Annotated in this window: 19 protein-coding genes; 10 read left to right on the top strand and 9 right to left on the bottom strand. The window is 36.7% G+C overall.

Going from position 1 to position 23,590, the window contains the following annotated elements; translation table 11 throughout:
- Positions 1 to 171: 171 nt before the first annotated feature.
- The 3 genes from IPI31_12240 to IPI31_12230 form a co-directional block, all read right to left on the bottom strand.
- Positions 172 to 930, bottom strand: a complete 759-nt coding sequence (locus IPI31_12240; GenBank protein MBK7568583.1) for a succinate dehydrogenase/fumarate reductase iron-sulfur subunit — start codon at positions 928 to 930, stop codon at positions 172 to 174.
- Between the two features lie 263 nt (positions 931 to 1,193).
- Positions 1,194 to 3,128, bottom strand: coding sequence for a fumarate reductase/succinate dehydrogenase flavoprotein subunit (locus tag IPI31_12235; protein MBK7568582.1), 1,935 nt, complete (start codon positions 3,126 to 3,128; stop codon positions 1,194 to 1,196).
- A gap of 440 nt (positions 3,129 to 3,568) precedes the next feature.
- Positions 3,569 to 4,273 (bottom strand): succinate dehydrogenase cytochrome b subunit, encoded by a 705-nt coding sequence (locus IPI31_12230; GenBank protein MBK7568581.1) that lies wholly within the window; start codon positions 4,271 to 4,273, stop codon positions 3,569 to 3,571.
- Positions 4,274 to 4,437: 164 nt separating this feature from the next.
- On the opposite strand from IPI31_12230, the gene IPI31_12225 reads away from it, so the two are divergent.
- Positions 4,438 to 5,697 (top strand): asparagine synthetase B, encoded by a 1,260-nt coding sequence (locus tag IPI31_12225; GenBank protein MBK7568580.1) that lies wholly within the window; start codon positions 4,438 to 4,440, stop codon positions 5,695 to 5,697.
- Positions 5,698 to 5,957: 260 nt separating this feature from the next.
- On the opposite strand, the gene IPI31_12220 is transcribed toward IPI31_12225, so the two are convergent.
- From IPI31_12220 to IPI31_12200, 5 genes are all read right to left on the bottom strand, one after another.
- Positions 5,958 to 7,934 (bottom strand): hypothetical protein, encoded by a 1,977-nt coding sequence (locus IPI31_12220; GenBank protein MBK7568579.1) that lies wholly within the window; start codon positions 7,932 to 7,934, stop codon positions 5,958 to 5,960.
- Positions 7,935 to 8,597: a class I SAM-dependent methyltransferase gene (locus IPI31_12215; protein ID MBK7568578.1), complete on the bottom strand. Its 663-nt coding sequence runs from the start codon at positions 8,595 to 8,597 to the stop codon at positions 7,935 to 7,937.
- A 25-nt stretch (positions 8,598 to 8,622) separates the two neighbouring features.
- Positions 8,623 to 9,447: a purine-nucleoside phosphorylase gene (locus IPI31_12210; GenBank protein ID MBK7568577.1), complete on the bottom strand. Its 825-nt coding sequence runs from the start codon at positions 9,445 to 9,447 to the stop codon at positions 8,623 to 8,625.
- Positions 9,448 to 9,515: 68 nt separating this feature from the next.
- The gene (gene lpxK / locus IPI31_12205) at positions 9,516 to 10,565 is read right to left on the bottom strand and encodes a tetraacyldisaccharide 4'-kinase (protein MBK7568576.1); all 1,050 of its coding nucleotides are present in this window, start codon (positions 10,563 to 10,565) and stop codon (positions 9,516 to 9,518) included.
- Between the two features lie 1,452 nt (positions 10,566 to 12,017).
- Positions 12,018 to 12,926: a fibronectin type III domain-containing protein gene (locus IPI31_12200; protein MBK7568575.1), complete on the bottom strand. Its 909-nt coding sequence runs from the start codon at positions 12,924 to 12,926 to the stop codon at positions 12,018 to 12,020.
- A gap of 166 nt (positions 12,927 to 13,092) precedes the next feature.
- On the opposite strand from IPI31_12200, the gene IPI31_12195 reads away from it, so the two are divergent.
- The 3 genes from IPI31_12195 to IPI31_12185 all read left to right on the top strand — a co-directional run bounded on the left by IPI31_12195 (position 13,093) and on the right by IPI31_12185 (position 17,915).
- On the top strand, positions 13,093 to 15,045 hold the full coding sequence (locus tag IPI31_12195) for a hypothetical protein (GenBank protein MBK7568574.1): 1,953 nt from the start codon (positions 13,093 to 13,095) through the stop codon (positions 15,043 to 15,045).
- A gap of 88 nt (positions 15,046 to 15,133) precedes the next feature.
- The gene (locus tag IPI31_12190; protein MBK7568573.1) at positions 15,134 to 16,567 is read left to right on the top strand and encodes an MBOAT family protein; all 1,434 of its coding nucleotides are present in this window, start codon (positions 15,134 to 15,136) and stop codon (positions 16,565 to 16,567) included.
- A 4-nt stretch (positions 16,568 to 16,571) separates the two neighbouring features.
- Complete coding sequence (locus tag IPI31_12185; protein ID MBK7568572.1) at positions 16,572 to 17,915, top strand: hypothetical protein; 1,344 nt, start codon at positions 16,572 to 16,574, stop codon at positions 17,913 to 17,915.
- Here IPI31_12185 and IPI31_12180 read toward each other — a convergent pair.
- Positions 17,912 to 18,103 carry a hypothetical protein gene (locus IPI31_12180; GenBank protein ID MBK7568571.1) on the bottom strand — a complete coding sequence of 64 codons (192 nt, stop codon included), beginning with the start codon at positions 18,101 to 18,103 and terminating at the stop codon, positions 17,912 to 17,914. The two genes, IPI31_12185 and IPI31_12180, sit on opposite strands and share 4 nt — an antisense overlap.
- A gap of 95 nt (positions 18,104 to 18,198) precedes the next feature.
- Here IPI31_12180 and IPI31_12175 point away from each other — a divergent pair, with 95 nt between their 5' ends.
- The 6 genes from IPI31_12175 (at position 18,199) to IPI31_12150 (ending at position 23,537) form a co-directional block, all read left to right on the top strand.
- Positions 18,199 to 18,543, top strand: coding sequence for a hypothetical protein (locus IPI31_12175; GenBank protein MBK7568570.1), 345 nt, complete (start codon positions 18,199 to 18,201; stop codon positions 18,541 to 18,543).
- Between the two features lie 13 nt (positions 18,544 to 18,556).
- Complete coding sequence (locus IPI31_12170; protein MBK7568569.1) at positions 18,557 to 18,832, top strand: hypothetical protein; 276 nt, start codon at positions 18,557 to 18,559, stop codon at positions 18,830 to 18,832.
- On the top strand, positions 18,832 to 19,287 hold the full coding sequence (locus IPI31_12165; protein ID MBK7568568.1) for a hypothetical protein: 456 nt from the start codon (positions 18,832 to 18,834) through the stop codon (positions 19,285 to 19,287). Before IPI31_12170 ends, IPI31_12165 begins: the two co-directional genes overlap by 1 nt.
- Positions 19,288 to 19,396: 109 nt before the next feature.
- Entirely contained in the window at positions 19,397 to 20,062 is a 666-nt protein-coding gene (locus IPI31_12160; protein ID MBK7568567.1) for an actin-binding WH2 domain-containing protein, read from the top strand.
- A 310-nt stretch (positions 20,063 to 20,372) separates the two neighbouring features.
- Complete coding sequence (locus IPI31_12155; GenBank protein ID MBK7568566.1) at positions 20,373 to 22,526, top strand: cation:proton antiporter; 2,154 nt, start codon at positions 20,373 to 20,375, stop codon at positions 22,524 to 22,526.
- 117 nt (positions 22,527 to 22,643) lie between these two features.
- Positions 22,644 to 23,537 carry a hypothetical protein gene (locus IPI31_12150; GenBank protein MBK7568565.1) on the top strand — a complete coding sequence of 298 codons (894 nt, stop codon included), beginning with the start codon at positions 22,644 to 22,646 and terminating at the stop codon, positions 23,535 to 23,537.
- Positions 23,538 to 23,590: the final 53 nt, after the last annotated feature.

The following is a 23,590-nucleotide window of genomic DNA, read 5'->3' as shown; positions in this document are numbered from 1 at the left end:
GCGTTTTTACTCCTGACTAATGACTCCTGACTCTTTTCGTGAATCGTGAGGTGTGAATCGTGAATTAACATCCCGATATCCTTTAACCCTGAACTCAGAACTCAGAACCCAGAACTCAGAACCCAGAACCCTGAACTCAGAACTCTGAACCCTGAACTCAGAACCCATAACTCACTTCAACTTCTCCTCCGACCCTAAACTGGCACTCAAATATTCCCGATTTAGACGTGCAATATTGGCAACGGAAATTCCTTTTGGGCATTCGGCTTCGCAGGCGTAGGTGTTTGTGCAGGAACCGAAACCTTCGGCGTCCATTTGGGCCACCATGGCAAGAGCGCGTTTTTTGCGTTCGGGGTCTCCTTGAGGTAATAATGCGAGATGAGAAACTTTTGCGGAGACAAATAACATTGCCGAAGCATTTTTACATGCTGCAACACAGGCACCACATCCTATACACGCCGCAGCATCCATTGCTGCGTCAGCCATATGTTTTTCAACGGGAATTGCATTGGCATCCTGGGCCTGACCCGTGGAAACTCCAATATATCCGCCGGCTGCTATAATTCTGTCAAACGCAGTGCGGTCAACAACAAGATCCTTTAAAACAGGGAAACCTTTTGCGCGGAATGGTTCCAACGTTATAGTCTCCCCATCGGAAAAATTACGCATATATAACTGACAGGTAGTAGATAATTTTTGAGGGCCATGCGCGCGTCCATTAATATACATGCTGCAACTTCCACATATCCCTTCGCGACAATCATGATCAAAGGCCACTGGTTCTTCACCCTTATTAATAAGTTGCTCATTCAAAATATCCACCATCTCCAAAAAGGAAGTGTTAGAACTGATATTTTCAATGGCATATTCCACCAACTTACCCTGTGAAGTGGTATTTGCCTGCCGCCAGATCTTTAATTTAAAATTCATGTACGATTATATTTTGATCGTGATTTTATTCTTTTTTTGCTCCCTTTTCGTGAATCGGCAATCGTGAATCGTGAATCCGGTACTACCCAAAAAATTGCACCCTTTAAGCATCGAATCGTCAAGAGTCATTAGTCAGGAGTAGAAACGTTTGACTATCGAGAACCTACTCATTACTCATAACTCATTACTCCTCCAGTGACTTCTTTGAATAGTAGGATTCATTCACCTGGCCGGAGCCACCCCACTCCCTACTCACCACTCACCTATTTATAGCTCCTCACCGCCAACTTAATATTCTCAAACACCAATTCCTCCTTATGCATAACAGGTTCATTATCAATACCTTGAAACTGCCAAGCTGCAACATAAGCGTAGTTAGCATCGTCTCTTTTCGCTTCTCCAGATTCCTGATATTCCACACGGAAATGGCCTCCACAGCTCTCATTTCTGTCGAGCGCATCTTTTATCATTAATTCTCCGAGTTCAAAGAAATCGGCAACTCTCCAAGCTTTTTCAAGGTCTTGGTTCAATTCGCCGGATTTACCAGTTACACGAACGTTTTTCCAGAATTCTTCCCTTAATTCACGCACCATTTGTTTTGCCTTTGTCAATCCTTCCGCAGTTCTCGCCATTCCGCAATAATCCCACATGATCTTGCCGAGTTCTTTGTGGTATTGATCCACTGACTTATTACCCTGAATGGATAACAATTTTTCGATGGTTCCACGCACATTATTTTCTGCCTCCTCAAATGCAGGATGGTCGGTAGGAATTGCTTTGGTAAAGATCTCATCCGACAAATAGGACCCAATAGTATAAGGTATTACGAAGTATCCATCTGCCAAACCTTGCATAAGAGCTGAAGCTCCTAACCTATTGGCTCCATGGTCACTAAAGTTTGCTTCACCGAGTGCGTACAATCCCGGAACGGAGGTCATAAGTTCATAATCCACCCATAATCCCCCCATTGTGTAATGCACTGCCGGATAGATGCGCATCGGAACCTGATATGGATCTTCACCTGTGATATGGGAATACATTTCGAACAAATTACCATATCGTTCCTCAATTGTTGCCTGACCTAAACGTTTAATTGCGTCGGCAAAATCGAGGTAAACAGAAAGACCACTTTCACCAACTCCACGACCATCATCGCATGCTTCCTTGGCTGCACGACTCGAAATATCGCGGGGAGCTAAATTGCCATATGAGGGGTATTTTCGTTCCAGATAGTAATCCCGATCGTTTTCGGGGATATCGGTAGGTTTTTTTGCTCCGGTCCTGATGGCTTTTGCGTCTTCCTGCGTTTTTGGAACCCAAACACGACCATCATTCCGCAAACTTTCACTCATGAGCGTAAGTTTGCTCTGAAACTCACCGGAAACCGGAATACAGGTCGGATGTATCTGCGTATAACAAGGATTTCCAAAATATGCTCCGCGTTTATATGCTTTCCAGGCAGCAGTAACATTACTTCCCATGGCATTGGTAGAGAGGAAAAAAACGTTTCCATATCCACCTGTGCAAAGTAAAACTGCATGTCCGAAATGACGCTCCAATTTTCCATCCACAAGATCCCTAGCTATAATTCCTCTTGCTTTGCCATCAATAACAACAATATCAAGCATCTCGTGACGTGAAAACATCTCCACATTACCCACACCAATTTGTCGCTCCAAAGCCTGATAGGCACCAATTAATAATTGTTGTCCCGTCTGACCCCTTGCATAAAATGTTCTCGATACCTGTGCTCCTCCAAAGGAACGATTATCTAATAATCCACCATATTCTCTTGCAAATGGAACTCCTTGCGCAACGCATTGATCAATGATATTCACACTCACTTCAGCTAATCTGTGCACATTTCCTTCTCTGGCTCTAAAATCGCCTCCTTTAATGGTGTCATAGAATAATCTATGTACCGAATCTCCGTCATTCTTATAATTTTTCGCAGCATTTATCCCGCCTTGAGCAGCAATGCTATGCGCTCTTCTCGGACTGTCCTGAAAACAAAACGCTTTCACCTTATAACCCAACTCCGCCAACGAAGCCGCCGCCGACGCTCCCGCCAATCCCGTTCCGATCACAATAATTTCGAGTTTGCGTTTGTTTGCCGGATTCACCAGCTTCACATGATCTTTATAGTTCGTCCACTTTTCGTCTAATGGGCCTTCCGGTATTTTTGAATCGAGCGACATATATTTTTAGTTATAATTTTTTTTCTGGGTTCTGAGTTCTGAGTTCTGGGTTCTGAGTTCTGAGTTCTGGGTTCTGGGTTCTGAGTTCTGAGTTCTGGGTTAGTAAAAGTTTACTTGGTTTTTAAAAGTTTCAGGGCTACGTTCCGTTTAATGTTTTTTATTTTTTGATTGTTATTTTTTATTTCACCCAGTTTAATTTCGGTGCACAACTCTCCAATGTTACAAACTGCCCACGGGCCCCCAACCCCATAGGGGAGCTTTCGATTTCGTTCGAATGAAAATACATTTTCAATTCGAAGCAATAATCTCCAATGTTACAAACTGCCCACTGTTTGTTTACTGCCCACTGTTTACTGCCCACTGTTACTGCCCACTGTTACTGCCCACTGTTACTGCCCACTGTTACTGCCCACTGTTTACTGCCCACTGGTTACTCCCACCTACCTCACCCACCCAAAATGCAACGCCAACGGCATCATTATAAAAATTAAACTGATAAGCACCGAAAATCCTATCCCTACACTTTTAATGAATGGTGTATATTTTTTATGATTTATTCCTAATGTTTGAAAGGCTGATTGAAATCCATGGATTAAATGCCAGCAAAGAGAGATCACTCCGAGAATATAAATAACAACTATAAGCGGACTATGAAAGGTAGCCACCATTTCGCTGTATAAATTCAGAACCGGCTTATCTCCTATCATTACTTCCGGCAGGGCTTCGATACTTCCAATTCCACCCATTCTCGATTCTTTCCAAAAGTGATTGATATGCAGTACTAGAAACATTAAAAGCAGCGTTCCCAAAAGAGTCATGCTTCTGCTATACCATTTGCTGTTTTGTTGAGGTTTATTAACGGCATATCCAATTGGCCGGGCCTTTTGATTTTGAAAATAGAGCAAATAGGCCTGAATGATATGGAGAATAATTCCCGCAAACAAAACGATCTCCATAAAACGTATGATCACATTGGAACCCATAAAATGGGCCGCCAGATTGAAGGTTTTCCCACCGTCGTTAAAAAAGATCATCGAATTTATTGCACAATGCACAATCAGGAAAGTGATCAGGAACAATCCGGTTATAGCCATCACCAATTTACGGCCAATGGAAGAAGTAAGAAACGTATTAAACCAACTCATGCATATGTTTTTATCGCAATTGCAAATGTAAAGCAGCAATGTTTAAATTCATATATTATTGCTGTTTAAAACCCTATTTAGACAAGTTGTTAATAGTTTTCACAAAATTTAACCTGCCGAATAAAATCACGGAGCAATTTTTGCGTTAGATTTGTAACATTATCATGATGAAAAAAGTTTTAATTATCATTTTGTTATCCTTTTCACTTTTACCGGTGCAGGCTTCCTATTTGCTGCTACCTATGGATGATGCTCAGAAGGACCATTTAAAATGTTATGGAATTGCCTTTTGGGTTTTGGAAAATGGCTCAAAACTGGATTGGATGCTCAATTACCGGGGTGGAAGTTTTTGTTTCGCCTATTCCGATCTTTTGGAAAAGGAATGTTTGATACGCAATGTGAGTTATGAAATAATTCCGGATGCGAGTTACAATAAAATTGTATCAGACATTGGTGATCCCGAGGTAAATATGGATGTGATGAAACTGGAAAAAGCTCCGAAAGTAGCGGTATATTCTCCAAAATCAAAACAACCCTGGGATGATGCAGTTACTTTGGTTCTTACATATTCCGAAATACCATACACATTAGTTTATGATGAAGAAGTAATGAATGGCGAATTGCCAAAATACGACTGGTTGCATTTACACCATGAAGATTTTACAGGTCAGTATGGAAAATTCTGGAGTGCTTATCATACACAGGCCTGGTATCAGCAACAGGTGATGGAAAATGAAACAATAGCAACCGAATTCGGATTCACCAAAGTTTCTCAGTTGAAATTGGCAGTGACACATAAAATAAGAGATTTTGTAAGTGGGGGCGGATTTTTATTTGCGATGTGCAGTGCAGCTGATAGTTATGATATTGCTTTAAGTGCCGAGGGTGTGGATATTTGTGAAAGTATGTTTGATGGTGATCCTGCAGACCCAAACTCACAACAGAAATTAGATTATAGTAAAACCTTTGCCTTTAAAGATTATACCATTAGCAGAAATCCTTATGAATATGCAATTTCTAATATTGATGTTTCTCAATCGCGAAATGTCCCGAAGGAATTAGACTTTTTTACTTTATTTGATTTCTCCGCAAAATGGGATCCTGTTCCAACTATGTTGACCCAATGTCATGAAAGAACAATTGCAGGATTTTATGGCCAAACCACCGGATTTAAAAAAGAACTCATTAAAAGTTCTGTATTAATCATGGGTGAAAATAAATCGGCAAACGAAGCGCGTTATATTCACGGTGAATTTGGTTACGGCACTTGGTCATTCTACGGCGGCCATGATCCTGAAGATTATAAACATTATGTCGGCGATCCTCCAACAGAATTAGAATTGCATCCGAATTCTGCGGGATATAGATTGATATTAAATAATGTTTTATTTCCAGCTGCAAAAAAACAAAAACAGAAAACTTAGAGAGAAATTGATAATTGACAATTGATAATTGACAATTAAACAGCCGCGTCATTGTATAAAATTAGGCATTCAAGATAATAAACCTATTTCTTATGTCCCGTGTCAAAAAAAAGAGAAAGGAGTGAGCAGGAAGGAGTTTAAATTTCTTGCGAAATTTTACCGGATTCCACCGTTTGTTTTCCAGTGTCCCGTTTCCCATGTCCTGTGTCTTGTCCTGTGTCTTGTGTCCTATGTCATATGTCCTATGTCCTATTTCCCCCTCAGTAAAACAGAAACCAATCAACTCCTAACTTAAACCCTCTTGGTTGCATGGGATAATGAGGTGCTTCGTAGTATCCTTTATTAAATAAACCCTGTGCAACATTATCCATTTTAACGAAGAAGCGGAAGGTGCGAATATCGAAATTGGCGAAGACGTCGATAACAGGCATAAAATTGACAAATTCCGGATCATTGTAACCAGCGGAGTTTATCCAACTGCCGGAAATAAATTCATATCCCGATAGTGCATATTCTGAACAGTACCAGGCATCGATTCCTGTTTGGAAAAACAAGGCACTTTTAAATAAATGGTTTTCGTAATACCAGGAAATATTTGCCAACAACTTAGGCAACTCAAACCCGGAGAATAAAAATGCTTTCTTAAATACTTGTGCTCCTACAACATTATGCAAATGAAAATTTCCTAAGGTGAAATTTTGACTTAATACAATCTGCTTAATATTTAAACTATGATTCCAGGGTTCGCCATATTCATCATATAAAATAAAATTTTTATCAATTTCGTAACTCGCAGTCAATTTAAACCCAAATGTTAAGTTTGATAAGGTAAAGGCTAATTTTGTATGTTGAATTTTATCAAGATCCTGATCCCATCTATTGTTGAATCCATAATAATGATTTTGTATCACAGTGGGAGAATACAAAGCATTAGTGAATTTGATTGCAGGATTTAAAGGTAGCCCGGGAAATTTAATATGAATATTCCCTTCATAATCATTTGTTTCGAGATCATATTCTCCTTTAATTTTAAAATTAAAAAGTGAATCGAACATATACTTTGCTCCAATGGAAGCGCCCGCAATTAAATTATTGTAAATATATTCGCCTGATTGATCAGATAATTCATGATACTGTTGCAATCCGAAAATTTCCCAGTTGAATTTAGTGGCAACAAGAGAATCTTTGGAAATTGTTTTAAACTTTTCGCTGCCCACCGAAAATCTATTATAAAATCCATCCACATCCGCTTGATCGCGGAGTGTATCAGCTTCGGAATAAATAAAACCATAAAAACTCTGATCGATCTCAGCATCCTCAAATAAATAAAAATAATTATGAAGTCCGAAGGTATGCGTTAAAGCAACGGAAGGAGCAAAATAGGTTCCGGAGGTAGAATCATCAATTACATAACTTTTTGTTTTACCGAAGTGATATTGCTGCGTGATCTGTCCTTGCCAGTTTTTCCACTCCGTGAAAGCTTCATACCGAAAAGGTTCCGCAAGGTCGGGATTGGGATAGTTGAATAGCGTATCATTATTTATCCCTCCATTTTCATCACTTTTATTTTGGGAATAAATACCACCTGCATACACCGAATATTTTCCACCGGGAGTTTTATACCAACCTGTGAGTGCTACATTGGTATATTCATTTTTCATGCGTTGATAATATCCATCTGACGAAATTTTATCAAAGTCGAGGGCGATATTTATATCCTTACCAATATTTCTTGCATGCGTTATATGAAATAATTGTTCTGCATCCGAACCTGTTACATAATACAGATCAGTGAATGGAACATTATTGCGATAATATTTTAATTCATCAATATCGAATAGATAAAGATCCCGTTCATGACGCCCATAGTCAAATCCGATTTCCCTGTCAAGATCAAACCATCTTGAATAATATGGCGAACCCAAATTCCCAAGATAGGTATTTTCAAATAACGATTTTCTTACGGGATTAAATTTTTGAAAATGATTAAGTGTGGTGTCTACTTTTATAAAATTATCAATGTCACTTCCAACAAAATATTCCACTCTGGCAATAGTATAATCGAAAAGAACTCCTGTTTTGATCGAATCCACCTGGGTGGTATCTGTTTGAGCCAACGAAGTAGAAGAAATCATTAACATACCAGATAACAACAACAAAAAATGCAGTTTAGCCCACAAATTGTTTTTTACAAACCTTAATGACCTTAATATTAAAATTATCTGTTTTAAGATCATTTAAACACGTTTTAATTCTGCACTCACCAGCAATGTGGAAACCGGCATTTGGATATTATTAATTTCCTGTGTAGGTTCCTCTGATTCTAATACATCAATTATACTGAAATTATTATCCGTTACTAAAGAGATCAGAGTTTCTCTATCGTACATTTTAAATCCGTATTTTACAAAGGGATATTTTTCCATCACCTTTTTGGGTCTTACTGCAATTATGATCTGACCTGATGGTTTAAGCACTCTTTTTAATTCATTAAAAACAACCGTGGTATCCTCCCAAAAATATAAAGTATTTATGGTAAATATTTTATCAAAAGTTGCATCTGCAAATGGCAATTTATCTGCTTGTCCGCAAATAAAATCGGCACGTCCATTTTGTATAAATTCGGTATTGTTCTTCCTGGATTCCTCAACCATTATTTCAGAATAATCGCAACCGGAATAAGTAACTTTCGGATATTTATTCAACAAATCTTTTACAAAAAAACCATTCCCCATCCCAATCTCCAGAATGTTTTCCTCGCCATTTAAATTTAATGCATCAAGGGTAAACATATTAATAAACAAATTACCCTTGTTCATCCTCTCCCCTACCTGAATGGCAAATTCACCCTGTGGTTGACGAAGCTGTGTGGCGATATTTTTTAATATTTCTTCTTCCATTTAAAATTTAAATCTTGTAATTAATTTACAATCCTGCTATCATCTCCTTTAATATGATCGTCATTTTTGGTTCTGCCTCTTTTGCTACTGCAATTACACTTTCTATACTTACAGGTTCTATTTCATCGTGCGGATAACCCTTATCCGTTATCACCGAAATAGCAAATACCGGTAAACCCATATGCACTGCCGCCAACACCTCAGGCACGGTACTCATCCCCACTGCATCTCCACCAATAATATGCAGATATTTATATTCTGCCGCTGTTTCGAGATTTGGTCCGGGAACACTCACATAAACACCGGAGTGACAGGTTATATTGTTTGCAAGGGCAATTTCCATCGCCTTTGCAATAAGTTCAGGATCATAACAGCGGAAAAGATCAGGAAAACGAGGACCAAGATCATAATCGTTGGGGCCAATAAGCGGATTGGAAGGCTGAAGATTGATATGGTCGCGAATTATCATCAGATCACCCTTATTGATATGTGTATTTAAGCTCCCTGCGGCATTAGAAATAAAAAGTTTTTTAATCCCCAATAATTTGAGTGCTCTAACGGGAAATACTACTTCCTCCATGGTATAACCTTCATAATAGTGAAAACGGCCCTGCATTGCCACAACTTTTTTATCCCCTATGGTTCCGAAAATCAGTTTACCACTGTGACTTTCCACCGTAGAAACCTGAAAATGCGGGATCAGTGAATAATTTATCTCATTTTCTACCTTGATATCCTTAACTAAATTTCCCAACCCAGTTCCTAATATAATGCCATACTCGGGTTGAAAGGCAGTGCGTTGGCGAATGAAGAATACAGCTTCATTCAATCTATCCATTAATGTATCCATTTCATTAAACATTTATTGTGCAAAGATAATGCATGTAGATGAGGGTTAACTTACAGGGTCAAAAGCTATTAATTCGAAGAACTTTCAGCATTGGCATAACTTTTTATATAATTTATGACCTTATCTGAAAATACCTCCTTATCCTCCAAAAATTTTATTTCAATAGGCAAAACAAAAATAGAAAGCCCGTGCTGTAGAATTGTTTCTTTTTTTTCCATCAACCGCATGGCATCTTTTTCTGTGGTGATAATAATTTTACCCTCCGATCTGAGTTGGATGAATTTGATATTATCATCTGTATAATAGTGATGGTCGCTGAAGGAAATATTTTTTATGGTTTTAAAATTTTTATTTAAGTAGACTTCCATCTCCTTATTACCTGCTATACCTGTCACCATTATTGCATCTTGTTCAGTGGTAACATTTTTTATTTTTTGATCATCAAACAAAGGATATAAATTTCCATATTGTTGTGTTGTAAAAAATACTTTTTGGTTTTGATGAGGATCAATTTTTTCTTTGATATTATTTTTTTCCGAGGAAGATAATGATTCAGGACATTTGGTTACTATAATAACGTATGCTCTCTTTTTGCCAGAAGAGGGTTCTCTAAGGTTACCTGCAGGAAGCATGTGATCTTCCGTAAAAAGTTTGTTGTATTGCGTCAATAAAATTTGAAACCCGGCCTTTAACCTTCTATGTTGCATTCCATCATCCAGTATCACCACTTTTACATCGGGTTCATCATTTAATAAATAATAAATTCCGATAACACGTTTTTCACTTACTGCAACTTCCGCATCAGGATATTTTTGTTTATATAATTTTGGCTCATCGCCAATATCCTCCACCAAACTTAATTCTGTAGCCAGTCCATAACCTTTCATTTTGCGTTTGTAACCGCGACTAAGTGTTGCCACCTTGTAATCAGGCATTAACAAACGAAGTAAATATTCAACATGGGGAGTTTTTCCTGTGCCGCCTGTAGAAAGGTTTCCAACCAATATAACAGGAAAATCAAATTCAAAACTTCGAAGCCATCCTTTATCGTAAAAATAATTTCTAATTAGTATCAGTGCTCCATATATCCATGCAAAAGGAAGTAGTAAAATGCGCATGGTGCGAAAGTAATAAAAAAAAGGCTGGTGTTTTATTGCAGAACTATTTATACTACATTTAATTTCCTTCTATAACTCTGAAGGCTTCTTTGTATCAGGCTGTTCATTTCTGCACCTGCCTGATTACCTCGGCAAGCAGGTTCGTGGCTTCATCATTTTTATCCCACAAAATGGATGCAAAGTTGCCACGAATGCACGAGTGACAAAAAAAATTGCCACCAATGCACGAATAAAAATATTTTTTTTTCCCGATAAGGCGACCCACCCTCCGGTTGTTCATTCGTGCATTCGTGGCTAGCATTTAACCCACAGTATGGACAAAAAAAATTGCCACGAATGCACGAATAAAAATTATTTTTTTTCCCGATAAGGCGACCCACCCTCCGGTTGTTCATTCGTGCATTCGTGGCTAGCATTTAACCCACAGTATGGACAAAAAAAATTGCCACGAATGCACGAATAAAAATTATTCTTTTTCCCGATAAGGCGACCCACAATCCGGTTGTTCATTCGTGCATTCGTGGCTAGCATTTAACCCACATTATGGACAAAAAAAAATTGCCACGAATGCACGAATAAAAATTATTTTTTTTCCCGATAAGGCGACCCACAATCCGGTTGTTCATTCGTGCATTCGTGGCTAGCATTTAACCCACATTATGGACAAAAAAAAATTGCCCCGAATGCACGAATAAAAATTATTTTTTTTCCCGATAAGGCGACCCACAATCCGGTTGTTCATTCGTGCATTCGTGGCTAGCATTTAACCCACATTATGGACAAAAAGAATTGCCCCGAATGCAATAATAAAAATTATTTTTTTTCCCGATAAGGCGACCCACCCTCCGGTTGTTCATTCGTGCATTCGTGGCTAGCATTTAACCCACATTATGGACAAAAAAAATTGCCACGAATGCACGAATAAAAATTATTTTTTTTCCCGATAAGGCGACCCACCCTCCGGTTGTTCATTCGTGCATTCGTGGCTATCATTTAACCCACATTATGGACAAAAAAAATTGCCCCGAATGCACGAATAAAAATTATTTTTTTTCCCGATAAGGCGACCCACAATCCGGTTGTTCATTCGTGCATTCGTGGCTAGCATTTAACCCACAGTATGGACAAAAAAAAATTGCCACGAATGCACGAATAAAAATTATTTTTTTTCCCGATAAGGCGACCCACAATCCGGTTGTTCATTCGTGCATTCGTGGCTAGCATTTAACCCACATTATGGACAAAAAAATTGCCCCGAATGCACGAATAAAAATTATTTTTTTTCCCGATAAGGCGACCCACCCTCCGGTTGTTCATTCGTGCATTCGTGGCTAGCATTTAACCCACTTTATGGACAAAAAAAAATTGCCCCGAATACACGAGTAAAAATTCATGTATAAGTGGCAATTAAAACCTGGAATTTTACTTTAAATTTAAAACCGTTTTAAAAAATTACTGCACCAATATATCCTTTGTATAATCCTTTCCATCAACAGTAACCTTAATAATTGCATTTCCTTTGAAACCATCCGGAAGTTTAATATTTTCAACAAAATCCATATCCATCAATGTTACAGGTTGTTCCAAAATCAGTTTCCCCGTCATATCGTAAACCTGAACTTTCACACCATCCTGATGCACATGCATCATAACTACTTGAAATTCTCCGGAATTCGGATTCGGATAAACTCCCATTTGCGTAACATGCTCTTCCTGAACAGGAGCTATTTCTTGTTTCGTATCACCACCTCCATCATCGAACGCAAGTGTGGTGAAGGTTTGAATCGTACTAAAGGGACTGCTTCCTACCGCACAAATTGCTTTTACCTTATATTGATATGTAGTTGAGGGTGTAAGGCCGACAAGTTTTTTAGTTAGGGTTGTTGAATTTTTTTTCAACCATGTTGGTGTTCCTACCGGTCTGTATTGTATCTGATATTTAGTTGCGCCAACAACTGCTGACCATGAAATTTTGGCAGTTGTTGAAGTTATCATAGCTGATGTAACCCCACCTGGTGTTGTACAGGTTGGAGGTGCACAAGTAACCGTAATAGTTCCTGCCATACCTACTCCGCCTGCCCCACCATGAAAATCGCAATAATAAGCATAAGTTCCTGCGGTAGATAAAGCAATATTTTGGTTGATAAGTGCTCCACTCATTGTAAAAGTAGTCCATGCACCCGATTCTGAAACCACAGGATGGGTGCCATTCACGCGATGAAATTGAATGGTATCATTACAATTCACCGTAAGTGCATTTGGCGTAAATACAAAGTTGGAAACGTTAATAATGTGAATGGTAGCTTGCATTGTACCCGACAAGGCAAAGCATAATAATAGGAGTAAATGTATTTTTTTCATTTTAGCCTGATTTAGCAGATAAATGTATATACATTATTTGAAAAATTCAAATTTTGCTCATAAAATTTCCTTATAATTGGTTGGAACCCTGTGTAATTTTACGCATTGGAGCATCTTAACTTAAAATTTTTATCGGTATTCTTGCGTTTGTCAATACTCCGGTGCCATGAGAATAGAATTTTTACCCTCACAAATAACTTTTAAAACACTTGTAATATTTATAGTGTTTAATTTGGGATTTGCAGGCTGTTTTTCTAATTCCAATATCAGTTTTAATGGTGATTATACTGAAGAAATCCCCAACAGGGAAATTTTTGATAAATTAAAAGGAGAAGCACTATCCGATAAATATAGTGACATTGAAGCTGTAAAAGTTTTATATGATCTGGAGGCTCAAAAATTATATTTTATTGAATCCTCGAGATATAATTTTCATTACGATTTTGCACTGGAGGTATTAAATGTTCCGTACGGGCTCGGCACTTTTAATTTTTCCAGCTACAGTTCAGGGTCGGATAGAAACTTTATTCTTGCAACAATAAATTATTTTCCGAATGCCAAACTTTATACTGTCGAATTTGCAGGTTCTGATATAAGTAATGAAAATGATATTGCATTTTTATTCAATAAAATAAAAGACAAAACATTTTTTGGAGAATCGCTTACATTACTGGCAAATACATCACACATTCAAAAATTGATCAGTGAAAAAAAATTGTCTATACCTTATACCACACCTGATGTTGTTTTCAAAGAACAACAATATCAGTCTGTTAACAGTGGTGTTGCATTTGGGTATTTAAAAAGGATCCACCATATTGATAATGCGGTAGATAGTATCGGAACTCATGACATCATGATGATAAATGAAAATCCAATAAATCTACCCGAATGCGTTGCAATTATTTCAACCCAATTTCAAACTCCGCTCAGTCACGTAAATGTGCTGAGTCACAACAGGGGCATGGTTTGTATGATGTACACAGAAGCATGGTTTGATGTTTTATTAAAAAAAATGGAAAACAAACTTATAAAACTCACGGTAGAAAATGATACGTTTTTTATAGAGGAGGCAAAGTTGGCAGATGCAGAAAAATTTTGGAGTAAACTTCCAACACATAAATTAAAAAAATTGAAAAGCGATCTTAGTATAAATTATATATTGGACGTCAAAAATTTCAATTATGGTTCTTACCAAATTGTAGGAAGTAAAGCAGCTAATTTCGGTGAATTAAATCTCATTCAACAACGAGCCGGGTTTAAGATTCCGGAAGTTGGTTTTGCCATTCCTTTTTATTTTTACAAACAACATGTAGGGCAAAAAAATATTGATAGCTTGTTGAATATTCTTTACCTTGATTCTGCAATTCAACATAACAACGAATTATTGGAGGAGCATTTAAAAAAAATTAGGAAAGCGATAAAAACCGCGCCAATCGATAAAAAATTAATTTCGAGTATTGAAAATAAGATCATCACAAATAATGCAGGATATGCTTATCGGTTTAGATCATCCACCAATGCTGAAGATCTGGAGGGATTTAATGGTGCGGGGTTATATGATTCTAAAACCGGAATTTTATACGACTCCGCAAAAAGTATTGAACGCGCAATAAAAGATGTTTGGGCGAGTACATTTACATTTCGCGCATATCAGGAACGCGCAATTTTTAATATTTATGAACCCTCCGTTTATATGGGAGTTCTTGTGCATCGTTCTTTTCCCGAGGAAACCGCGAATGGTGTTTGCATCACTACCAATTTATACCGCAACGATTTTCCGGGATTTGTGATCAATGTGCAGATAGGTGAGATTTCAGTGGTTGAGCCCGGCGACAGTATTATTTGCGACCAGTTTGTAGTTTACAATACAATTGAGATTGGAGATCGCGGGGATCAGACAGTTACGGATTATATCACCTTTTCAAATCAAAACAATGGAATTCCTGTCCTTTCCGAACGTCAAATTAATGATTTATATTTAGCACTTGGTGAAATAAAAACCCACTTTTATTCCAAACATTCCTCGCATTACGGTTACAGGGATTACAGTCTCGATATAGAATTCAAATTTGATGGGGCAAAAGGTCTTTATATCAAACAGGTAAGGCCTTATTGACAGATTATTGCATTATCTACCCTTTACAGGCATCTGCAATTTTTAAATGCTGCCCTTTTTCCTTTTATTTGCACCTTGTTTTAATTCTATGGTTTTTAGCAGCTCCTACTTTTTAACGATCTTTTTACCGCTGTTTGTAATAATTTACAGTCTGTTACCCAAAAAAGCCGGTATCAAGAATTTCTTTATTTTAGGAAGTTCCATATTTTTTTACAGCTGGGGTGGACCTCAGTTTATTTTTATCATTCTCGCAGCAACCTTTCTTGATTTTTGGTTTGTAAAGTTCATGTATAATGCCACGACCAAACGGAATAAGATACTGCTTTTTATATTATCACTTTCCGTTAATCTGGGATTACTCCTATATTTTAAATATTGCAATTTTTTTGTAGACAACCTCAATTCTTTCACCCATATTTTCGGATTACCCGCAATTGAAATAGCTAAAATCCTGCTACCTATAGGTATTTCCTTTTACACATTTGAAAGCATTACATACGCTGTTGATGTATATAGAAGAGTGCACAAACCATTGGATAATTTTTGGGAATATCAATTATATATATTGTTATTTCCGAAATTAATTGCAGGTCCCATTGTTCGTTATATTGATATTTCTGATCAGATTAAAGACCATGTGAACAATGAAACTGCTAATAATAAACTTTCGGGTTTCATTCAATTTTGCATAGGGTTGAGCAAAAAAGTTCTGATCGCAAATACCATGGGAGCGCAGGCGGATGCCATTTTCGGAATGGATGCTGCCTCACTGAATACCACTGCAACCTGGATTGGTGCAATTGCATACACTTTCCAGATCTATTTCGATTTTTCTGGTTATTCGGATATGGCAATTGGGATCGGGAAATTTATGGGATTTAAACTTCCGGAAAATTTTAATAGTCCTTATACAGCAACAAGTATCACAGAATTTTGGCGCCGATGGCATATAACCTTGGGTGCATGGATGAAAAATTATTTATACATTCCCTTAGGAGGAAATAAGGGTAGCGCCATGCGAACTTATATTAATCTCGGGATCGTTTTTTTTGCTTCCGGATTATGGCATGGAGCTAGCTGGAACTTTGTATTCTGGGGAGTTTACCACGGAGTATTTTTAATTTTGGAAAGAAGTTTCTTATTGAAACTGCTAAATAAAGCAGGTAAAATTATAGGTATCATTTATTGTTTTATAGTTGTGGTTGTAGGATGGGTATTTTTCCGATTGGAAAATATCGGAGATGCTTTTAATTATGTGAAAACAATGTTTGCTTTCGATTTTAATGCAAGTAAAAATATAGTAACATTAAATGATTTTGATTATGTTGTTTTTGCAGCCATTTTATTTTCGTTCATCACCCTGAGCAAAAGAATCAAACCTTTACACGATCGTTTATTTTATGGCGTTTTAAAACAAAAGGAATATATAGTATTCACCTTGGCCGGGATTTTTGTTTATCTCATTTGTGTGATGTATGTAAGTGCCTCCACTTTTAATCCTTTCATTTATTTCAGATTCTGAGTTTATGGCAAAACAAAATAAAAAAGAGATTCCGACCCCTGAGATTCAAAAAAAGCATACACAACCTGCTGTTATTACTGCATTGTGGTATATTATCTTATTGTTTTTTGCCATAGTATTAATTATTCAGTTGCAAAAACCTGAAACTGACCCTAAAACAAAAACCGATGATAGTGTAAAATTCACACTAAGCAGCTGGTTTGATCACAGTTACCAAAGTAACCGTGAGGAACGTCTGAAAAAAAGTTCTACTCTCGGTTCAAAATCTATTCCCCTAAAAAATCAAATTGACTTTGATTGGTTTCATAAAATAAATGTGAATGAGTTCGTATTGGGTAAGGATGATTATATTTTTAATATACCTTATATCAATGCTTATCTTGGAAGAGATTTTGTTGGTGAAGATATTATAACGGAACAATTGCGCAAAACTCAGGTAGTAGCGGATACCTTAAAAAGAAAGGGTATTGACCTTGTTGTAGTTTTTGCACCGGGCAAAGGAACCTATTATTCGGAATACCTTCCCTCCAAATATTTAAAATATCCCCGATCAACAACCAACTACGAAGTATATACTCAAAAAATTAAGGATTACAATATTCATTTTGTGGATTTTCAATCCTGGTTTCTGGAAATGAAACCTTATTCAAAATATCCCTTGTTCCCTCAATACGGACATCACTGGAGTTATTATGGAGAAGTACTTGCTGCTGATTCGCTCATCTCCTATTTTGAACAAATGCGCAATATACATTTGCCGCATCTTCGCTGGAAGGAAATTGATTATCCGGCAGCTCCAAAAGTTCGTGATGCCGATATTTTAGGAAAGGCGAAATTAAAGACTCCGCCTGAAGGTATGATGATGGCTTATCCTAAATTCGGATATGCTGCTTTACCCGATGTCACTAAAGTGAAAACACTTGCCGTAGCTGATAGTTATTACCGCGGATTTTTATATTTAGGCGTTATGCAAAATGTTTTCGACAACGGTAAATATTGGTATTACAACAATAAAGTTGTTCCGGAAAGTGATACAAAATTATTGGAAGTATGGGAGGTGGATCTTAAAAAAGAAATAGAAAAAAATCAGGTAATTCTGATCATGAATGCCGATGCCACTCTCGCTGAATTTTCCAGTGGATTTATTGATAATGCATATTTATTATATACCGATCCCAAGCGGTATTATGAAAAGGTTGCTGCTGAAAAAGACATTTTAAAAACCAAGAAGATGATTCGCGAAACTCCTTCGCTTCTCAGCGAATCAGTAGAAAATGCGCAGCGAATGACTGTTCCTGTGGATTCCGCAATTACACTTAAGGCCTTGGAAATACTGGGTAAAGACTAAAAAATCCCCACCGCTTTATCCACCTCATCGGCGAACTCACAGTGAGGAAACGAACACACAAGCAAGGTTGAACTATAAATTTTTTCTGGCATACTTACGTAATTTGTTTTTGGTTGGTTTTTTAGGTTGAAAAAAACTTCTTTTCCTTGCCCTGTATGGTTTCCCCTCAGGTTTTCAGCTTTTCTCATCAATTTTTTTAAAAAAAAATTCTTTTTTCCTTGCAGATTCGAAAATTTCATTAACTTTGTATCTCAAAGTAGTTTGATATTAAAACTTATTTGCGATGAAATTATTCAAAAAGGTCGGTTGGATCTATTTTCCAATAACAATAACAGGGTCACTCATCAGTATTTGTGCAATAATGGGCAATGTCTGGTTTTTCATCGCAATTGACAGAAACTCCCATTCGGTGAGTGATACTTTAATATCGCTGCTACCTTATTTAGTCAGCATTTGGGTGATCTATGGTTTCATTGCGTCCAATTGTTCAGGTAATGATCAAAAACTTAAAAAAAATGAAAAAATCAACATCAATGCATCCCGACAACTTCGCAACGGCGACGGGATTGATTCTTATGGCGGTACCCTCTTTATTTTGGCTGGGTATTTTTTTGGCGGTATTTTTTGAAAAACCTATCATCATGGAACATATCATGATTCCGGTCGACAGAGTATCCTCCCTCCTAACCCTTATGATAATGGTTGGTTTGCCCATCATTACCATTTTGGTAAACCTAAAAGCGATGATACAATTGAAATATTCGGCTCAGCGCGACAATATTGTTACCGACATTCAATTCAAAGGAACTTTTATACAAATAGCATTACTCATGTATGCATCCATAAGCATATTGGTAGTACTTTATTATGCTTTCTTTGAAAATTTTAGATTTTATTCAGATCAAAATATATACTAATGCCACCATATGTTCCCTACGCACTTAAAATTTGGTTCTGTTCTGTATTATCAGGTAGCACAATTTTTTTGCTAATTACAACTTTAATAGATGGTGAGGGAGTTAACAAACTTAGTGATGTAAGTGGGTTGTTTATTTTATTAATTGTTTTTATTGGAATTTCACTATTTAGAAGTATCCTCGCATTTTTAATTTTAATTTATACGATCATAGCAGTTGAAAAATTTACAAAAACCAAATATACATTTAATTTTATCCTCTGCATTTTTAGTTATTTATTGTGTTTCGCTACATTGTATATATTTTTTCTTCGCAACAAACCATTTCCACAAAACCTCACGGAACCGATGTTATGGGAAGCCTTTTTATCCTATTCAATTGGCCTTTCAATTGGAATTTTATATTGGGGGAAAAAATTCAAGTATTATGAAAAAATCCCGGAAACTGAAGTGTAAAAATATTTTAAACCCGTTAATAATATGCAACCATTCCATCAAAATAAATAACTATAAAAAACAGGCAGACCTATCTATATACTAAATACTAACTACTAAATACTCACTTATGAATCTCGTAACCACACTACTCCAAAACCGCACCCAATTTGTAACAGAAATAAGATCGTCAGATGATCTTAAAAAACGAATAATAAGTCTCACAATTACCGGTGCCATTGCATTTGGCACTTATGGGTTTATTATTGGTTTACATGAGAACATTTTATATGCATTGGCAAGTATGATAAAATTGCCCTGTTTATATCTGATCACGCTTGCCATTTGCATGCCCGCATTTTTCATTTTCGATAGTTTTATCGGTTCAAAAGCGAGTATGTTGCAATCCATGGCAATTGCCTTAACTGCAACATGTATTATCGGAATATTATTAGTAGGATTCGCACCTGTTACATTATTATTTTTAATTACCAATAACAATGATGCAGTATTTCAATTTTTAAATGTAATATTTTTTACCATCTCCGGCTTGGTAGGAGTTCGCTTTTTTTATTATACCATTTTAAGCGACAGCAAGGAAGAAGTTGCATTATATAATAAAAGAAGAACAGTAGTTCGAATCTGGATGATACTATACGCATTTGTCGGCACCCAACTCGCCTGGACACTCCGCCCCTTCTTTGGCGCAGCAAGCGATAAATTTGTTTTCATCCGTGAAATAAAAGGTAATTTTTATTCTAATTTGCTCAAGATAATTTCGGACATGATTCAATAGGGACATAGGAAATAGGAAGTAGGAAGTAGGACTGGATGCAGGACAAGGAAAATAGGACAAAGGACTTGTTTAACTAAGGGATAAAAATTGATTCCTATTTGAAAATTCGTATCGTTAGCCGTGATTAAAGGAATCTCCTATTCTTAGCAGAATTGTGGTAAAGAAATTTCACATTATATTTTATAAGATTAATTATAACAATTCCAATATGTAAACTCATATCTGATTGCCCATCGGAGAGTGTTAATAATCATGGCATTCGAATTTTTCAAATTGTCAATTGTCAATTATCCCTTAACTTTGCGGCGAAATGACTTTTGTGCTGCCGCTGCTTGTAGATCTTAGCACTCCTTTTAAGGAGCCGGTCATTATATTTTCTATTGTTCTGTGTATAATTCTGTTATCACCGGTTTTACTTAATCGTTTAAGGATCCCTTCTATTGTGGGGATGATAATTGCAGGTGTGGTGATCGGGCCGCATGGATTTAATTTACTGGAAAGAGACGGAGCAATCGTTTTGTTTGGAACAGTTGGTTTATTGTATATCATGTTTCTTGCAGGGCTGGAGATTGAAATGACCGGTTTTAAGAAAAATGCCACTAAAAGTACCGTTTTCGGACTTTTAACATTTATTATTCCATTTATTATCGGATACGTTGTTTGTAAAAATTTATTGCATCTCGAATTAATTCCATCCCTGATAACAGCGAGTATGTTTTCCACACAAACATTAATTGCATATCCTATTATCACGCGATTGGGAATTACAAAAGCCCGACCGGTAAGTTTAACCGTGGGCGGAACAATTATAACCGATACACTGGTATTATTATTATTTTCGGTGATCACCAATTTTTCACTGGCAAAAACAGATAGTATTTTTTGGGTGAGGTTAGGCATTTCCGTGATTGCGTTTGCATTTATTGTTTTATACATATTTCCCATAATCGCAAAATGGTTTTTTCGCAAACTGGAAGGGGAAGGCGGATCACAATTTATATTTGTTTTAACCATCGTATTTCTGGCTGCCTTTTTATCACAACTTGCCGGTTTAGAACATATTATTGGAGCCTTTCTTGCGGGAATTGCGCTCAACAGATTAATTCCACATCAATCGGCACTCAAAAACAGGTTGGTTTTTGTGGGGAATAATATTTTCATTCCATTTTTTCTCATCAATGTAGGAATGATCATTAATTTACAGGTATTATTTAACGGCACCTATGCACTTTATGTTGCAGGAGTACTAGTGGTAGTTGCACTAAGTACTAAATATATCGCAGCAATTATTACTCAAAAAATATATAGGTTTACTTCCAATGAAGGAAATTTAATTTTCGGTTTAAGTACTGCTCACGCTGCCGCAACTCTCGCGATTATTTTGGTGGGATTTGACCTCGGATTATTAAGTGAAAATATTCTCAACGGAACAATTATCGTAATTTTAGTGAGCTGCCTTGTCAGTTCTTTTGTTACAGAAGCTGCAGGACGAAAATATGTAATTGCACAAAACAGAAAAATTGATACCGATCCTGAAATATTGGAACGTATTCTGGTTCCGGTGGGAAATCCCGACTCTGCACATAATTTATTGGATCTCGCTTTATTAATACGAAATCCAGGTTCCAAAGAACCTATATATCCGCTTGCAGTTATTGAAGATGATGCTGATACCAAAGAAAAAATATTGCGCAGTAAACGCGGGCTAGAGCTTGCTGCGGAACATATTTCATCAGCAGACACAAGTGTTCAAGTTCTTACAAGGGTAGATGTGAATATTGCCTCAGGTATTTCCAGAGCAATAAAAGAATTAGGTATTACCGAAGTTGTTATGGGTTGGCATGAAAAAATTACCACCAGCGACAGAATTTTTGGTTCCTTATTACATAATATCATTCACGGCAATGAACAAATGTTATGGATAAGTAAAATAATTAAACCGGTAAATACCTTTAATAAAATCGCCGTATTAATGCCACCGAATGCTGAATTTGAAAGTGGATTTTTCCGATGGCTGGAAGGGATCAATCAATTGTCAAAACAAATTGGAGCACCCTGTATTTTTTGGGGTGAACGCAAAACACTCGAATTAATAGATGCTATCAACGCCAAAAATTTTAAACTCGATGCCACTTACAGTGAATTTACTGATTGGGACGATTTTAAAAGTATAGCCAATGAACTTACTCCGGATGATCTTTTTATTGTGGTAAGCGCAAGACAAAAAAGTGTTTCCTACATCCCGGTATTAGAACAGATTCCTGCCAAACTCAATAAATATTTCGAGCCATTCAGTTTTATTTTACTTTTCCCATTCCAATCTGAATTTAACACTGCGGATATTAATTTCCAGTATTCGGTACTATCCCCCTCTCCTTTCAAAGAAAATTTTGAAAGAATAAATACAATAGGAAAAATTGTTTACAAAGCCTTTACTTCCACAGGATCGAAAAAAAAGCAGTAATTATCGAACTGTTTACTGTTTTAGGAATTATTATTAATTTTTTATACTTTTATCTGGTTATCTATTTCAATTTAAAAAAATGTTATACAAAAGCATTGTAAGGGTCAATCAAAAATAATGTTACATACAATATCCAAATATATTTTCTTAATTTTTATAATAACCACTGGCTGCAGTGTATCCAATAATCACAATCTTAAAAAGTCAGAATATAAATTTCATGCACCTAATGTAACCTTATTTTTACCGGAAATTTTACATGAAATATCAGGACTTACCCTTATAGATGCAAATACCATTGCCTGTGTTCAGGATGAAAATGGATATATTTTTATGTATGATATTATCAATAATAAAATAAAGGAACAATACACTTTCAATTACGATGGCGATTATGAAGGCATAACGCGTGTGGGACAGAAATTATATGTTTTGCAAAGTGATGGGATACTTTTTGAGATCACGGATTATACAACTCCGGATTTTAAAATATTTTCGTATTACACCGGAATTCCTGCCGATAATAATGAGGGACTTTGTTACGATGTTGAAAATAACAGATTGCTGATCGCATGTAAAGGCAAAATTGGAAAAGGTCCGGAATTTAAAGACAAACGAGTGATCTACGGGTTTGATCTTTCCACTAAAAAATTAAGTGAGGAACCCGTTTATGAATTTAACCTTCAGGTGATCAAACAATTTGCATTGGAGGAAAAAGTTGATCTTCCAACCCGAACAAAAAAGAAGGGACAGATAACGGAACCCATCATAAAATTTGCGATTTCGGCTATTGGCATTCATCCGATCACCTCTCAACTTTACGTACTCTCTGCAACCGATCATTTGATCTTTATGTTTAACAGCTTAGGTGAAATAGAACATATAGAACAACTCGACCCTGAAATGTTTAATAAGGCAGAAGGTATTACCTTTTTTGAGAATGGGGATATGCTTATTACGAATGAAGGGCAGGATAAAAAACCAAGTTTGCTGAGGTTTAATTATAAGTAATGCTAAACAACATAGATTCATCACCCTTGAATCTTAAAAAATATAAGATATCT

Source organism: Bacteroidota bacterium (assembly GCA_016706865.1).
Taxonomy (GTDB): Bacteria; Bacteroidota; Bacteroidia; order Chitinophagales; family BACL12; genus UBA7236.
Note: the sequence above shows the minus strand (reverse complement) of the source record. Positions and strands in the feature narration are given on the sequence as shown.